Here is a 15,953-nt window from a genome sequence, read left to right on the forward strand (position 1 = left end):
CCTATTAATCTTCCTTCCTATGAGGATTTCTTAATCCTAGATGTACGCGTGCTTCTGCAGGCTTCATTGGCTGGGCGCCAAGACCATTCATAATGGAAACAGCACGATCAACAAGCTGCGCGTTTGTCGCAAATACCCCTTTATCAAGGTATAAATTATCTTCTAGTCCTACACGGATATGGCCGCCAAGAAGCATGGACTGTATCGCAATTGGCATTTGCATTCGGCCGATGCCAAAGGCTGACCAGTGTGCTTTGGCAGGGATTTTGTCACGCATATACAGCATGGTTTCAGCATCTGCATCAGCTCCCCATGGGATCCCTAAGCAAAATTGAAATAATGGATCGCCATCAATTAAGCCTTCATCAACCAGCTGTTTGGCAAACCGGAGGTGTCCAGTATCAAAGCATTCCAATTCAGGCTTAACGCCGCTCTTTTGGATTAGGCGTGCTTGCTCGCGGAGCCAATCAGGTGTACTGATGTAAAGCTGATCGCCAAAGTTCATGCTTCCACAGTCAAGGGTACAAATTTCCGGAAGCAGAGCTTGGATTGGTTCATGGCGCTCTAACGGTGTTTGGATGTCTGTTCCGGGACCGCCAACGGTTGGATCCTCTTTACTTGGGGTCCAGTCGCCCCCGCCGCCTGCTGTTAGATTCAAGATAACATCTGTATCAGACTCACGAACCCTTTCCACTACCTCGCGGAATAAAGCCGGGTCATGGCTAATCCCGCCCGTTTTTGGGTCGCGGACGTGAATGTGTGCAATAGCAGCGCCGGCTTTGGCAGCTTCAATGGCTGCATGGGCAATTTCCTTTGGTGTGACAGGAACATGCTGGCTCTTTTTTGCAGTATCTCCTGCACCGGTTACAGCACATGTGATAATGACATTTTTATTCATGAGAATTCCTCCTTAAAGTAAAGGCTGTGTTAAAGCTTAATGTTGATTTTAACCGCTTAGTTGATTGGATCGGTAGGCGCGTAGACTCCTGGGGGATCAGCGTTGAAGCGAGACGTGCGCAGGAACGTATGTGACGAGGAGGCTCGCAAAACGCCTCCCGGAAAGCGAAGCGCCTCTCGCTGCAATCAACGGTCAAATTTAACAGAGCTAAAGAAAAAAAGAAAATGACTGGTTTTCATTTTCTTTTTTTGGGGTATTAAAATCATTAGTTTTTACGGCTTTGGAACATGCTTGAATATTTCTCCGCTGTCAAAAAACTCAACTAAATTGGCAAGCCATTGGTAGTAATTTAGCCATTCCTTTGTTTCTTTCAGCAACATATTAATTTTTTCTTCTGTGACTTCATCAATCTCTTGTTCAGCTCTGATTTTATTCAATTCAGCAGAAAGCTTCTTTTCAAACAGCTTGTTTTTATTAATTGCCTTCTGCCAATTCGAAGTAAACAAAGAAATAAAGGTCTGATAATAATCTTGTTCTACATTATATAGATCCTTGCGAATTCCTTTTTCGAATACCTTTTCTGCAATATTAAGGTCAACCATTTCCCTTACAACCTGACTCATGCGGGTTTTGCTCATGCCCGTTTCTTTTGATAATTCATCAAGGGTCATTGCCTTTCTATTCATATAGATAATTCCAAGAACTCGTCCGACTGTTGTCGATACACCATACGTGTGCATGTTATCCGCAATTTTATCCACAAATTGTTCTTCAATATGCTTTATTTTCAAAAGCGGTGTTTCATCCATAACGATCACCTCAGGTTGTTGCTTTCCTAGTCACTGTATCATATTTTGGCTAAAACTAGAAAATGAGGATTTGGGAGGAAAGAGGACTATTTCAGAGGAATAATAAGAAAATTAATTCATCAACCTTGTAAAGGAAATAATTTACCTAAATATCGTATAATACATAAAGTTTATAAACTTTTTATTTCACAAACTTTACGTTATACTAATCTTGTTGCCTAATTTTTAAGAATTGTCTTTGCAATCAATAATTAACGAATGAATAACTTTTGGAGGTGCATTTCATTGCTGAAATTTGATCATGTTTCGAAAATATATAAAGGAGGAAAGCGAGCAGTAACCGATTTATGCCTGGAATTTGATAAGGGAGAGTTTATTGTTTTTATAGGTCCGAGCGGCTGCGGGAAAACCACCACAATGAAAATGATTAACAGGCTGATTGAGCCGAGTGAAGGAAAAATTTATATTGATGGAAAGGATATTATGCAGCAGGATCCTGTCCGATTACGACGAGAGATCGGCTATGTCATTCAGCAAATCGGATTATTCCCTCATATGACCATTCAGGAAAATATTTCACTAGTGCCAAAGCTGCTAAAATGGCCAGAGGAAAAGCGCAAAAACCGTGCAAAAGAATTACTTTCATTAGTAGATATGACCCCAGATTATCTAAATCGATATCCGCATGAATTGAGCGGCGGCCAGCAGCAAAGGATTGGTGTTTTACGTGCACTTGCCGCAGATCAGCCTCTTATCTTAATGGACGAACCATTTGGAGCGTTAGACCCTATCACAAGAGATTCCTTACAGGATGAATTTAAAAAGCTTCAGAAAAAGCTTGGCAAGACCATCGTATTTGTCACTCATGACATGGATGAGGCGCTGAAGCTTGCTGATAAAATTGTTATTCTCAGAGATGGACAATTAGTGCAATGCGGTACACCAGATGAAATTCTATTAAATCCGGCTGACGAGTTTGTTGAGGAGTTTATTGGCAAGGAAAGGCTTGTACAGGCCCGTCCGAATATCCAAACAGTAAAACAAATTATGAATCCAAATCCAATTACCATCTCTCGTGACCGTTCACTATCTGAAGCCATTCAGCTCATGAAGCACCACCGTGTGGACTCATTGCTTGTTGTTGGTGAAAAGCGTGAATTAAAAGGATATATTGATGTTGAAATGATTGATCAGAAACGTAAAAAAGCAAGTTTCGTAGCTGACGCTTTAGAACCGGAAATGTTTACTGTCGGCCAGGATACACTTGTGCGTGATACTGTCCGTAAAATACTGAAAAAGGGAATGAAGTATGTTCCGGTTGTTGACGACAGCAACCATCTTGTCGGGATTGTCACAAGAGCAAGTCTTGTTGATATAGTCTATGACTCTATTTGGGGCGAAGATGATCTTTCACAATCTGTCTAAAAAGGAGGGAGATAGAAGATGGATATGTTCATGAACTTCTTTAGTCAATATGGAACGGAAATGCTTTTTAAGACGTGGGAGCATTTATATATTTCTTTTATTGCGGCACTATTGGGCATTGTTGTGGCTGTTCCGCTTGGAATTGCTTTGACCCGAACGCCTAAAATGGCAGACGCAGTCATGGGAGTGTTAGGTATTGTCCAAACCTTTCCAAGCTTTGCGATCCTGGCCTTTTTTATTCCGCTGTTTGGTGTTGGTAAAGTTCCAGCTATAATCGCGCTGTTTTTCTATTCAGTCCTACCTATCTTGAGAAACACATATACAGGTGTCAAAGATGTTAACAGCAGTTTGCTCGAAGCAGGGCGCGGGATGGGTATGACTGGATGGGAAAGGATCTGGTATGTTGAGGTACCTCTTGCAATCCCAGTGATTATGGCAGGAATACGTCTATCAACCGTTTATCTGATTGGATGGGCCACTCTTGCTTCTTATATTGGCGCCGGCGGTCTTGGTGATTATATTTTTAGCGGATTAAATCTTTACCAGCCTGAATTTATTATTGCAGGTGCGATCCCTGTTACCATCCTAGCCTTGCTAATGGATCTTGTTTTAGGAAAGGTTGAAAACTGGGTAACACCTAATGGAATGAAGAAAATGAAAGAAGCAGCTTAAGAAGGGGGCAATAAAGTTGATAAAAATGAAATCTTTTCTGATGGCCTTTATCGTCCTATTGTCTGCTATTTTAAGCGGCTGTTCTCTTCCTGGTCTGGCCGGGGCAGGGAAAAACTCGATAGCAGTAGGAACGATGGGAACCTCGGAGTCACAAATAATGGGTAACGTTGTCAGACTTATGATTGAACATTACACAGATGCGAAAGTCGAAATGGTTAATAATCTTGGTTCTTCGATTGTACAGCACCAGGCAATGATGAACGGTGATGTTGGTATTACCGCAACGCGATATACAGGAACAGACTTAGCCGGAGCCTTAGGCATGGAACCGGTCAAGGATCCTAAGGAGGCGCTGGAAATTGTTCAGCGTGAATTCGAGAAGCAATTTGATCAAACATGGTTTGATTCTTACGGATTTGCAAATTCCTATGCTTTTACAGTCAAAAAGGAAATGGCGGAAAAAGAGAATCTTGAAACAGTATCTGACTTGGAGCCATTGGTTGATGACTTAAAGCTTGGCGTTGATAATGCTTGGCTGAAGCGTAAAGGTGATGGATATGAGGGATTTGTAAAGGAATACGGTTTTGAATTCGGCAAGACATTCCCTATGCAAATTGGCCTTGTATATCAGGCTGCTGCAGACGGGAAAATGGATGTTGTTTTAGCCTATACAACAGATGGGCGTATTAAAGCATTTGATTTAAAAGTGCTTGAGGATGATAAACACTTTTTCCCTCCATATGATACATCCCTTGTTGCAAGAAACGATCTATTGGAAAAACACCCCGAGCTTCGCGGGATTCTGCAAAAGCTTTCAGGAAAAATCAGTACGGAAAAAATGCAGGAACTAAACTACGAAGCTGATGGAAAAATGAAGGAACCGGCGATTGTTGCTGAGGAATTTCTAAAAGAGAATAACTACTTTGAGGAAGAATAAAAAGGAGGTGGCCTGATTGGATACAATTATGGATATATTAAACTATTATTCGAATAATGGAGCTTATGTTTGGGAGCAGTTCTATCGGCACTTCTTAATGTCGGCATACGGCGTTTTATTTGCAGCGATTGTCGCCATACCGCTTGGCATCTTGATTGCACGCTATCGAAAATTAAGCGGATGGGTGATTTCGCTAGCCAATATTATTCAGACGATTCCGGCTCTAGCCATGCTTGCCGTTCTTATGCTGGTGATGGGACTGGGCACGAACACAGTAGTTTTCTCCCTATTTCTTTACTCATTACTTCCTATTATAAAGAATACGTATACAGGCATATTGAACGTCGAGCAAGCCTTACTTGAATCGGGTAAAGCAATGGGAATGACGAAGTTCCAAGTGCTGACTATGGTAGAACTTCCGCTTGCCATGTCTGTGATCATGGCAGGCCTTAGGACGGCACTTGTTATCACCATTGGTGTAGCGACAATCGGCACATTTATCGGTGCCGGCGGATTAGGAGACATTATCCTTCGCGGAACCAATGCCACAGACGGAACAGCCATCATCCTGGCTGGTGCAATTCCAACAGCTCTCATGGCCGTCATCGCAGACATTGCCATGGGATGGATTGAAAAGAAACTCTCACCAAACAAAACAAGCAAACAAGCAATTCAGCAGCAAACCACCGCTGCCTAACGAAAGAAAGAAGAAAAGAAGAAAGGGGTCAGTCCCCCGTCGCTTTAAAGCGACGGGGGACTGACCCCCAACAATATAAAGCGTTAACGCGTTGAGGAGGTAAAATAGTGGAGATTGATCAGATTATTTTGGATAAGAATGTTCCGTGCAGGATGCGCGATGGTGTCACTCTTTATGCGAATGTCTATCGGCCAAATAAGGAAGGGAAGTTTCCGGTTTTACTGACCCGGCTGCCTTATAATAAGGATCTGCCCTTTTATTCTCATCGCTATTTGGATACGAATCGCCTTGTGCAGAATGGCTATGTGGTCATTATTCAGGATGTTAGAGGCCGTTATTCATCAGAAGGAGACTTTTATCCGTTTATATACGAGGGCGAAGATGGCTATGATACGGTTGAATGGGCAGCGTCCTTGCCTTATTCAAATGGGGAAGTCGGGATGTTCGGATTATCCTACTATGGCTTTACGCAATTACTTGCTGCTTCGGAGCAGCCGCCGCATTTGAAAGCCATTGTCCCTGCCATGACTTTATCTGATTGGATGGATAACTCTGTTGAGTGCGGCGGAAAGTATCTTGTCGGTTCGTCAGAAACATGGGCACTTGAATCTGTTACGCCGGATGAATTAAAAAGAACATGCAAATCCCCGGAAGAATACAAAGAGAAAATGGCAAAAATGGCTGAGTTTTACAACCAGATTGAGGATTGGTACAAATTCATGCCTGTGGAAGAATGGCCGCCATTAAAAGAATTGGGCACTGCACGTTTTTTCTTCGATTTGCTTAATGGGCAGATCAAGGAAGAGGATCGTAAGCGTCTAAGCATTTTGGATAAATACGATAAAATTGATGTGCCTGCTTACCATATAGCTGGCTGGTATGATAATTTTTTACATACCACGCTGCAAAACTATCTTGAGCTTGATAAAAAAGATTCTGCGGCGCAAAGGCTAATCATTGGTCCGTGGGGCCATGGGGTATTCAGTTCCCAGCTTGGCCAAAGAACCTTCGGAATCCATGCTTCTGGAGATTGGATTGATCAAAAAGGTGATTTAACAGACCTGCATATAAGCTGGTTTGATAAATGGCTAAAGGAAAAAGAAACAGCGAATGAAAATGCTGCCCCAATTAAATTATTCGTTATGGGCATAAATCAGTGGCGGGATGAACAGGAATGGCCGTTAGCACGAACAAAATATATTCCCTATTATTTTCACAGCAGCGGCCAAGCTCATATAGGGGCTGAAAATGGCGGAATCAGCACAGAAAAGCCTGGCGATGAAACATCAGATACCTATATTTATGATCCTTTAAACCCTGTTCCGACAAATGGCGGAGGTACATTGTTCGCTGGGGTTAACTCTATGGGTCCTAGAGATCAGCGGGAAATTGAACAAAGAGAAGATGTATTAGTCTATACATCAGAGCCTTTACAAGAACCGCTTGAGGTGACAGGTCTCATCAAGGTAAAGCTTTGGGCGAAAACAGATGCACAAGACACTGACTTCACTGCTAAGCTCGTCGATGTATTTCCTGATGAAAGGGCAATTAATTTAACAGATGGCATTGTCCGTGCAAAATACCGCAAGGGGGAATGGCAGGAGGAAAGTGTCAAAGATCAAATCATAGAATACGAGATTGATCTTTGGGCAACAAGTAATGTATTTCTTCCAGGGCATCGTATCCGTGTTGAAATATCATCAAGCAATTTCCCCCGCTTTGACCCGAACCTAAACACCGGAAAAACGATGATCACCAGCAAAACAGCCGTCAAAGCGTGTCAGACCATCTACCACTCTAATGAACATCCATCACATATCCTATTGCCTGTCATCGGGTAAAGTGGGCCTGTCCCAAGGTGGTTTAACGCGTCAGCGCACCGGGGGACAGGCCCCCACTATTTTAAAGCGCTAAAACATTTCTGAATCTTTAAATAAACAAACGTCAAATGGACTTCAATATGATATACTTCATACTAATTAGGCTGAAGGTATTATAAATGAAGGGCTGAAGGAATAAAGATGAACATAGAAAAAAGAAGAACCTCTCCCTTAAGGGTAAAAGGGATTATGCTGGTATTGATCGGCGGAGCATTGTGGGGTATTTCCGGAACTGTAGCTCAATATGTATTCCAGCAGCATCATTTTACGCCAGATTGGCTTGTGGTAGTGCGCCTGTTAGGCGCTGGTTTTATTTTAGTGAGCCTGGCTGCGATTAAAGAAAGACAAAACATTTGGGCGATATGGAAATCAAAACAAGAGGCAGCGAGCCTTCTGCTGTTTAGTCTGTTAGGGATGCTGGGTGTCCAATACACCTATTTTGCTGCGATTCACCATTCCAATGCGGCGACAGCTACGGTGCTGCAATATCTTGCACCTGCCATGATTTCGTGTTTTCTTGCATTAAGAGGAAAAAGATGGCCAACAGGAAAGGAACTTTTTGCCGTTGTGCTAGCACTTGCGGGAACCTTTCTCCTTGTAACTAAGGGAAGCTTTCAGAGCCTTTCCATCTCTGGGCTGGCTCTGTTTTGGGGCATTGCCTCTGCAGTTGCCCTGGCATTTTACACGCTGCAGCCACATAAGCTGCTTGCTAAATGGGGATCGGCCATGGTTGTTGGCTGGGGGATGATCATTGGAGGAATCTGCTTTAGCTTCGTCCACCCGCCATGGAAGGTAGAGGGACAATGGTCTGCTGCTTCACTCCTCGCTGTTCTATTCATTGTTATTTTTGGTACACTCATTGCTTTTTACTGTTATCTAGAAAGCCTTAAATATATCAGTGCATCGGAAACCAGCCTGCTGGCCAGTATTGAGCCGCTGTCAGCTGCTTTTTTTTCTGTTATTTGGCTTCGGGTTTCCTTCGGTATAGAGGAATGGCTGGGAACTATGTGCATTATTAGTACGATTGTTATACTATCCTTAACAAAAAACAGCCAAAAAGCTGATGCCAAAGAATCTATTAGTGCATAATCATTTATGAATGAGGAGTTATTTCATATATAATATTTTTAACAACAAAGCTTTTGTTTTTTAAGAAAGGAAGTTTAACATGAAAAGGTTTCAAATCGTCATTCCCATTATGATCTTTATTGGAGCAGCATCTTTATGGATGCTAAATAGAGATTTTCCAGAAATAGAATCACCAACAAGAACACTCATCGCGCTGGGAGCGGCTGTGTTATCAGGCATTATAACCTACTTCCTGTTTAGACCAGAAAGGAAAGAACGCTAATTTTCCGCTGAAAGAAGGAGTGTACATGTCCATTTCTAGCCATGGCCGAAAGACCTCCAGAGTGATTGTTATCGTATCAATTATTACTGGAATATGCTTGTTGGGGGATTCCATGCTATATATCGCCTTACCAATCTTTTGGAAAGAGGCCGGACTGGATTCCCTTTGGCAGGTAGGCATTCTTCTGTCGATTAATCGCTTTATTCGCCTTCCGATGAATCCGTTGGTTGGCTGGGCATACAAAAAAATTTCATTAAAAACAGGTTTGCTGGCGGCCGTCGTTCTTGGATCGGCGACCACATTAGGCTATGGGATTGTAAATGGATTTGTCGGCTGGGTAATCTTGCGCGGGTTATGGGGGATTGCCTGGTCTTTCTTTAGAATTGGCGGGTTATCCGCTGTTGCCTATTACTCTGATGAAAAGTACCGCGGGGAAGCGATGGGTGTATATAATGGGTTATATCGATTAGGAAGTTTATTCGGCATGCTGCTTGGCGGTATCTTCGTGCCAATTATCGGGCTGAAAATGGTTTCTATTATTTTTGGCATCCTCTCATTTATAGGCATTCCGTTCATTATTGTCTCATTGAAAAATAACATCGTTACACATCAGGAAAAGAAAACACCAATTGAAAAAAAACTGCAGGGCATGTCTGCGTTTCGAAAAAAATTCAATATTATTCTCAGCGCATTTTTAATAGCTATGCTGTTTCAAGGCGCACTAACTTCTACGTTAAGCTCCGTTATTGAACACCACCAAGGCCAAACAATCACGATATTCGGATTAATTGTAAGTGTGACACTTTTATCCGGTTTGCTCCAAGCAGCCAGATGGGCGTGGGAGCCATTCCTCGGAAGGAGATTCGGATACTGGTCGGACGGCCCAAAAGGAAGAATCCCCATCTATGCTGCATCACTTCTCTTAACGGGACTAACCTTTGGATTAATATCAAGCAAATTGCCGCTGGTGCTCTGGATAGCAGTGACCTTATTTGTCATGATTGGTGCGACGTCACTGACGACAGTAACCGATGCCATTGCACTAGATGTAGCCAAAACTACCAATGTCGTTGGGTTCTTAACCATTCACTCCATTTCATTGGATATTGGAGCAGCATGTGGTCCTTTTATTGGCTATATTCTGCTTGAAATGGAGAATGGATTAAGCTATCTCTATTGGGGCGGATCCGCCATTTTTATTTCACTCGCCATTCTTTGGTTTACTGTTTATTTAATAGAAAAGAAATCTATTGGCAAATCCTCAGCTGCAAATGAAGGGATCAGCGGATAACAAGATTTCCTATCCACATAGCAGGGTATAAAAAAAGCCGGGGTGATCCCCGGTTTTTCTATGCAAAGTTCAATCAAACGTTTAATTAAAAAAGATCTAGCCGGATGAGATGATAAGCTCGCCAGTTCCGCGTACAATCTTTTTCATGTAAACATTTTTAGGCTGAAGAATCTTTACCAAGTAGTTGATGGCCACTTTTGGATCGATCTGGTTTCCACAGGTATATCCATCTATTGCAGCAAACCCTCTTTCGGGATAAGTATGAATGGACAAATGGCTTTCGGATAATACAACCATTACTGTGGCTCCAACAGGGGAAAAAGCTTGTCCTTCTACTGATAAAACGGTAGCTCCACTAACGTTTGCTGCTTCTTTCATATGGAATTTCAAGAATTCAAGATCATTTATTTTATTAAAATCAATGCCCCAAGCATCTGCGATAATATGTCTCCCAAATGTATCGTATTGCATGATATCACAACCTTCCTGCTTTAAAGTTTATATATTATATGGATCATTTTTATGTATGTCTGGACAAGCTCTATAATCTAACCCAAATTAGGTGAATGTCCAATCTTTTTTCGTAGATAAGCGATATGATAACCTAATCATTCCTTTTGAGGAGGTAACTAAATGTCAGACAAGAGGAAGAATGTATGGTTATCTAAAGAGCTGAAGGGTTTTACAGATTTTCAGAGTAAGAATAATGAAGAAGGTAAAGACAGTCATCATAGTATCCGCGGCGATAAATGGGATCAAATGGGCTTAAAGGAACTGCTGGCTGGGAAACATCGGAGATTATATGATTCAATCAGCAGGTATCAGGATATTAAGATTATCGAGGCAAAGGATATTCGCATGTATTTAAACGAACAGCTGCAATTCAGTTCATTGGACGAACGCATTTATCATGAGGCATTCGTTCATATTCCCATGGCTTTAACACAAAAGCGCAAGAGGGTTTTAATACTGGGAGGGGGGGACGGTCTTGCGCTGCGCGAGGTGTTAAAGTATAAAGACGTTAAGCATGTAGATTTAATTGATTTAGATGGGCATGTTTTGCAAGCAGCACGGGAAATTCCCGAAATGGCAGAAATGAATGACCGGGCATTCTTTGATCGTCGTGTGAATGCACATGCAATGGATGCCGTTAAGTTTGTGAAGGAAAATAAGGAACATTATGATGTTATTATTATAGATTTCCCCGATCCAACCGTCCCTGAATTAGCCAAATTATATTCTGCAGAACTTTATAACATTCTATACACGACATTAGATGATGAGGGAATCATCGTTTGTCAGTCAAATAGCGTGGACGAGACACCGATCGTCTTTTGGAGTATTGGACGGACGATGGAAGCTGCTCGTTTTCATACAACAGCTTATCATACAGTGATTCCATCTTTTGGTGACTGGGGATTCCAGCTTGCTTCTAAAAAACCGTTAACGTCACGAATGAAAAGAATTAATGTACCTCATCGAACGCTTCCTGATGATGTCGGAACGATGTTTAAATTTCCTAATAAAATATTAAGTTATAAGCGCAGAGCAGTAATAAATAGCGAGAATCGTTTAATCCTGCATGAAGTCTTTAACAGGGAGGTTGGGGAATACCTTTAATTTTTTACCGTCAGATTGGTTGACATACCCGTTCATTTCCTAAATGATAAAAATAGGATTTGAAAAATTTAATCGGGAGGGATCAACGTGTCAGTTTTAGATGTTATTCGCGGTCGAAGGGAGATTACCAGTTTTCAAGATAAGAAAATTCCTAAAGAGATTTTAGGGCAAGTAGAGGAAGCGGCTTATCTTTCGCCGTCTGGAAATAACCTGCTCTCTCGTGAATTTATTATCATTGAAGACAGGGAAATGCTTGATCATCTGCAAAAGACCACTCCATTTATGAAGTGGCTTTCCACTGCACAGGCAGCTATCGTTATTACCGGGAGACCTGAAATAAGCAAATATTGGCTTCAGGATGCCTCCATAGCCGCATCGTTCATTTGGCTGACAGCGGCGGATTTGGGGCTGGGTGTTGGCTTTGGAGCGGTTTATCATTCTGAAGATCAAGAAGAATCTGCCCGTCGCGAATCCTATGTACAAAAAGCCCTCAACGTTCCGCAAGATAGAAGGATTGTCGCGATTTTAGGATTGGGATACCCGGCAGAAAATCCTAAAGAGAAAAAAATGCTTGATAAAAAAGAAACTATATTCCATGAAGGATTTGCCAAGTAACTCTTGTCCTTTAAAATTTGTATAAATGGTATATCTCTGTAAATTTCGCAATATGATTAAGTAGCATTTGTGAAATGAGGGGGATAAAAATTGAATTTGATCACAAGAGAGATGCTTGCCAAGTATGATGACTTAAGCCGCAGAAAGAAAGAAATTGATCAGCAGCTCGATCAATTGAAGAAGATTTTTAATGAATATTTAGATACCGCTGTCGGAGAAAAGAAAAAGGCCGATATGATGATCAGTGACTATAAGCTGCAAAGGCAAATAAGGCTTACAGAGAAATATGAACAGGAAGCGACTGTTGCGGTGCTGGAGAAATTAAATTTGGCGGATCTTATTGTGAAGAGGCCTGATGAAGGAAAAATAAAAGCTGCGCTGGATCTTGGTTTATTAAAGGAAGAGGATTTGGAGGGATGCAAAAAAATTAGTACCTCCCAGGCTATATTTGTGAAACAAATTGTGACAAATTAAAACCCAGAAATGGGTTTTTTTATTTTTGGAAGAATATAAGGTTAGCATCTTTTACAAAAACATTGTACAATGAATCGTGTTTGATCATTTTCATCTGAAAGGGGAACTAATTTTTTCATGCAAAGCTTTTCCATTCATTCTCTACTTGATGTAATTGGCGAGTTGTTTTCAGATGAAATATCTATTGCTGTTTCAAATCCAAAAGAGTATATATATTATCGTCCAAGTAAGAGAATTGACTTAAAAATTAAACCTGGCGACCCTTTAAAGCCCGGTACCATTGCATATAAAGCAACATCCACGGGACAAAAGGTTTCTGAATTTATTAATCGTGATATATTTGGGGTTCCATATCATGGAATGGCCGTACCGTTTCATTACAACGGCGAATTAGAAGGCTGTGTACTGGCCATTTATCCTGTATTATCAGACGGCAAGTCTGTGGTGACGGTTAAAACACATGATGGATGGATTCCGATACCTTTTTCAGATGTCGTCTATATTGAAGCAAAAGATAAAAAAACATTTGTTCATGCTGAAAAACATTCAGGTACACATAAATACTCATTGCAAGACTTTGAATATTCGCTGCCAAAGGATTATTTTATCCGCTGTCACCGATCATTTATCGTAAATGTGAATCATATCAAAGAAATTTACCCAGATTCGCATTCAACATTTCTGCTGGAAATGGATAATGGTTCCAAGGTGACGGTCAGCCAAACGTATTCAAGTTATTTTAGAAAACTATTAGGATTTTAATAAATTTTCTGTCTTGTCCTGAATTTTCGCTGTTTTGTCTCCTGTTTAATCAATTTTGTCCTAAATTTCCTTCCCCTTTTCTTTAAATGGGTAAAATAATAGTAACTTCATTTATTGAGAGGGATGGGGAAAATGGAGAAGAAATTTGAACGGATTAGGGATTCGCGTTTACATGATAGAGTAGTAACGCCAGAAGAAGCAGCATCATGGATTGAGGATGGAATGACATTGGGGTTAAGCGGCTTTACACGTGCGGGGGACGTTAAAGCTGTGCCATTTGCTTTAGTAGAAAAGGCTAAAACACAGCCGCTAAAAGTAAATGTGTATACAGGGGCTTCTTTAGGATCGGATGTAGATAAGCTATTTGCAGAAGCAGGCATCATAAACAAAAGATTGCCATTCCAGGCAGATCCAACTATGCGACGCGGCATTAACCAAGGGGATTTTCTTTTTGTAGATCAGCATTTATCACATACAGCTGAATTAATTCGCTCAAATGTAATGCCAGTTGATTTTGCAATTTTGGAAGCGGTTTCTATTTCAGAGGACGGAATGATTATTCCGACTACTTCTATTGGAAACTCCTTAAGCTTTGCCGAGCATGCAAAGTCAATCATTGTAGAAATCAATTTGTCACAAACACCTGAGCTTGAAGGTCTTCATGATTTGTATGCTCCCGGCAAACAAGGGGAAAGGGAGCCCATTCCATTAACCAAATCTGATGACCGTATTGGAACAATTGGCATAAAGGTTGATCCTGAAAAAATTAAAGGTATTGTATTTACTGATCAGCTTGATTCACCTTCAACTATCGTGCCGCCAGATGAAGAAACTGAGATTATGGCAGGGCACTTATTAGCATTTTTGCGCAAAGAGGTAGAAGCAGGCAGACTTACTGAAAAACTTGCACCTCTTCAATCAGGTATCGGTTCAGTTGCAAACGCAGTCCTTCATGGAATGCTTGATTCAGAGTTTGAAAACTTAGAAGTTTATTCGGAAGTGCTCCAAGACGCCGTATTTGAACTAATGGATGCGGGAAAGGTTAACTTTGCATCTTGCTGCTCGATTACTTTATCTGAGCAAAAGATGAAAGAAGTATTTTCAAACTTTGATAAATATCGTGATCGATTAATTATGAGACCACAGGAAATCTCAAACCATCCGGAAATCATCCGCCGACTCGGTTTAATTTCAATTAATACCGCATTGGAATTGGACATTTACGGAAATGTAAACTCAACCCACGTTTCAGGAACTAAAATGATGAACGGAATCGGCGGTTCTGGGGACTTTGCAAGAAACGCCCGGTTAGCGATTTTCGTAACAAAATCAATCGCAAAAGGCGGAAAGATTTCTAGTATCGTTCCATTTGCTTCCCATGTGGACCACACAGAACATGATGTAGATGTCATTGTTACGGAACAGGGTTATGCTGATTTACGCGGTTTAGCACCAAGAGAGCGTGTGGAATTAATTATAGAGAATTGTGCACATCCAATGTACCGCGACCAGCTTCGCGATTACTACTATGAAGCATTAACAAGAGGCGGACAAACTCCGCACGTATTAGAAAAAGCATTATCCTGGCATATTAATTTTGCAAAACATGGAACAATGCTTGAAAAGGAATTAGTTGAAAGCGTCTAAACTATTAGACTTTGATATACTGCCAAGAGAGCTCTGGGAGAAAAAATCCCAGAGCTTTTTTGCGCTCTGATAAATTATTAATTGCGGTAAAAATTGAATATTGAAATTTCAGACTTTATGTACTATTATAAATATTGAGGTGGTTGTGTGTCGACAGCCGACAGTTTTTAAAGGACATATCAACAAAGAGGAGGAGAAAATCCATTTTGGAAGAAAAAACATTGCAAAAGCCTCTTCCTTTCTATCAGCAGATTCAGCAAACCATTAAAGAACGCATCTGGCTTGGAGTATTTAAACCAGGTGACAGGCTTTATGAAGCGCAGCTGGCAAAGCAATTTGCCGTCAGCAGAAGCCCGGTTCGCGAAGCGATTCGTGGACTAATAAATGAGGGGCTGCTTGTGATGGATGAGAAATCGCAAATCACTGTGTATGAGCCATCGGCAGACGATGTCCGCGACATATATGAATGCAGGCTCTCACTTGAATCCACAGCGGTGGCACTTACAGCAAAACGGGCAACTGATCAGCAAATTAGCGAACTTGAAAAAACATTAATGGAAACTGAAGACGCCATTAAAAGGGGGGATGAAGAGGAAATAGTTAAATGTAATACTAAATTTCATGAGCAAATCATCCAAATTAGCGGTAACTTAAGGCTGAAAAAATTAGTCGACGAGCTTCATTCATTAACCTATTATTATCGATTAATAAATATTAAGGGTGAGGGCCGGAAAGACATCATTTTGGCGGGCCATAAGGAAATATTTGAAGCGATAAAAGAAAGAAACCCTGAAAAAGCATCACAGTCGCTGAAAACCCACACAACACAAGATCTTGAAAATTTACTTCAGCTTATTAAGGAAAAGGAGAGGTAA

The 15,953-nt window shown here is 41.2% G+C and carries 17 protein-coding genes; 14 read left to right on the top strand and 3 right to left on the bottom strand.

Annotation, left to right across the window (positions count from 1 at the left end; translation table 11 throughout):
• Positions 1 to 4: 4 nt before the first annotated feature.
• Both AC1Q59_RS09580 and AC1Q59_RS09585 read right to left on the bottom strand, forming a co-directional pair.
• The gene (locus tag AC1Q59_RS09580) at positions 5 to 898 is read right to left on the bottom strand and encodes a beta-keto acid cleavage family enzyme (protein WP_492365588.1); all 894 of its coding nucleotides are present in this window, start codon (positions 896 to 898) and stop codon (positions 5 to 7) included.
• Positions 899 to 1,170: 272 nt separating this feature from the next.
• On the bottom strand, positions 1,171 to 1,707 hold the full coding sequence (locus tag AC1Q59_RS09585; RefSeq protein WP_492365589.1) for a GbsR/MarR family transcriptional regulator: 537 nt from the start codon (positions 1,705 to 1,707) through the stop codon (positions 1,171 to 1,173).
• Between the two features lie 285 nt (positions 1,708 to 1,992).
• Here AC1Q59_RS09585 and AC1Q59_RS09590 point away from each other — a divergent pair, with 285 nt between their 5' ends.
• The 8 genes from AC1Q59_RS09590 (at position 1,993) to AC1Q59_RS09625 (ending at position 9,960) form a co-directional block, all read left to right on the top strand.
• Positions 1,993 to 3,132, top strand: a complete 1,140-nt coding sequence (locus AC1Q59_RS09590; protein WP_492365590.1) for a betaine/proline/choline family ABC transporter ATP-binding protein — start codon at positions 1,993 to 1,995, stop codon at positions 3,130 to 3,132.
• An 18-nt stretch (positions 3,133 to 3,150) separates the two neighbouring features.
• Complete coding sequence (locus AC1Q59_RS09595; protein WP_492365591.1) at positions 3,151 to 3,804, top strand: ABC transporter permease; 654 nt, start codon at positions 3,151 to 3,153, stop codon at positions 3,802 to 3,804.
• 25 nt (positions 3,805 to 3,829) lie between these two features.
• Positions 3,830 to 4,741, top strand: a complete 912-nt coding sequence (locus tag AC1Q59_RS09600; protein ID WP_492365739.1) for an osmoprotectant ABC transporter substrate-binding protein — start codon at positions 3,830 to 3,832, stop codon at positions 4,739 to 4,741.
• 28 nt (positions 4,742 to 4,769) lie between these two features.
• Positions 4,770 to 5,438 (top strand): ABC transporter permease, encoded by a 669-nt coding sequence (locus tag AC1Q59_RS09605; RefSeq protein WP_492365740.1) that lies wholly within the window; start codon positions 4,770 to 4,772, stop codon positions 5,436 to 5,438.
• A gap of 107 nt (positions 5,439 to 5,545) precedes the next feature.
• Positions 5,546 to 7,279, top strand: coding sequence for a CocE/NonD family hydrolase (locus AC1Q59_RS09610; RefSeq protein ID WP_492365592.1), 1,734 nt, complete (start codon positions 5,546 to 5,548; stop codon positions 7,277 to 7,279).
• Between the two features lie 180 nt (positions 7,280 to 7,459).
• A complete protein-coding gene (locus AC1Q59_RS09615; protein ID WP_492365593.1) occupies positions 7,460 to 8,407 on the top strand; it encodes a DMT family transporter in 948 nt (315 codons plus the stop codon).
• A gap of 79 nt (positions 8,408 to 8,486) precedes the next feature.
• Positions 8,487 to 8,669, top strand: a complete 183-nt coding sequence (locus tag AC1Q59_RS09620; RefSeq protein WP_492365594.1) for a histidine kinase — start codon at positions 8,487 to 8,489, stop codon at positions 8,667 to 8,669.
• A gap of 25 nt (positions 8,670 to 8,694) precedes the next feature.
• Positions 8,695 to 9,960 (top strand): MFS transporter, encoded by a 1,266-nt coding sequence (locus AC1Q59_RS09625; protein WP_492365595.1) that lies wholly within the window; start codon positions 8,695 to 8,697, stop codon positions 9,958 to 9,960.
• 96 nt (positions 9,961 to 10,056) lie between these two features.
• Here the strand turns inward: AC1Q59_RS09625 and speD are convergent, their stop codons facing one another.
• The gene (gene speD, locus AC1Q59_RS09630; RefSeq protein WP_492365596.1) at positions 10,057 to 10,431 is read right to left on the bottom strand and encodes an adenosylmethionine decarboxylase; all 375 of its coding nucleotides are present in this window, start codon (positions 10,429 to 10,431) and stop codon (positions 10,057 to 10,059) included.
• 162 nt (positions 10,432 to 10,593) lie between these two features.
• On the opposite strand from speD, the gene AC1Q59_RS09635 reads away from it, so the two are divergent.
• From AC1Q59_RS09635 to AC1Q59_RS09660, 6 genes are all read left to right on the top strand, one after another.
• Positions 10,594 to 11,580: a spermine/spermidine synthase domain-containing protein gene (locus tag AC1Q59_RS09635; protein WP_492365597.1), complete on the top strand. Its 987-nt coding sequence runs from the start codon at positions 10,594 to 10,596 to the stop codon at positions 11,578 to 11,580.
• 87 nt (positions 11,581 to 11,667) lie between these two features.
• A complete protein-coding gene (locus AC1Q59_RS09640) occupies positions 11,668 to 12,195 on the top strand; it encodes a nitroreductase family protein (protein ID WP_492365598.1) in 528 nt (175 codons plus the stop codon).
• 90 nt (positions 12,196 to 12,285) lie between these two features.
• Positions 12,286 to 12,669 carry a hypothetical protein gene (locus AC1Q59_RS09645; RefSeq protein WP_492365599.1) on the top strand — a complete coding sequence of 128 codons (384 nt, stop codon included), beginning with the start codon at positions 12,286 to 12,288 and terminating at the stop codon, positions 12,667 to 12,669.
• A gap of 117 nt (positions 12,670 to 12,786) precedes the next feature.
• Positions 12,787 to 13,431 (top strand): LytTR family DNA-binding domain-containing protein, encoded by a 645-nt coding sequence (locus AC1Q59_RS09650; protein WP_492365600.1) that lies wholly within the window; start codon positions 12,787 to 12,789, stop codon positions 13,429 to 13,431.
• A gap of 132 nt (positions 13,432 to 13,563) precedes the next feature.
• Positions 13,564 to 15,078, top strand: a complete 1,515-nt coding sequence (scpC, locus tag AC1Q59_RS09655) for a succinyl-CoA:acetate CoA-transferase ScpC (RefSeq protein ID WP_492365601.1) — start codon at positions 13,564 to 13,566, stop codon at positions 15,076 to 15,078.
• A gap of 206 nt (positions 15,079 to 15,284) precedes the next feature.
• On the top strand, positions 15,285 to 15,953 hold the full coding sequence (locus AC1Q59_RS09660) for a GntR family transcriptional regulator (protein WP_492365602.1): 669 nt from the start codon (positions 15,285 to 15,287) through the stop codon (positions 15,951 to 15,953).

This window comes from Cytobacillus sp. MT66, assembly GCF_058792595.1.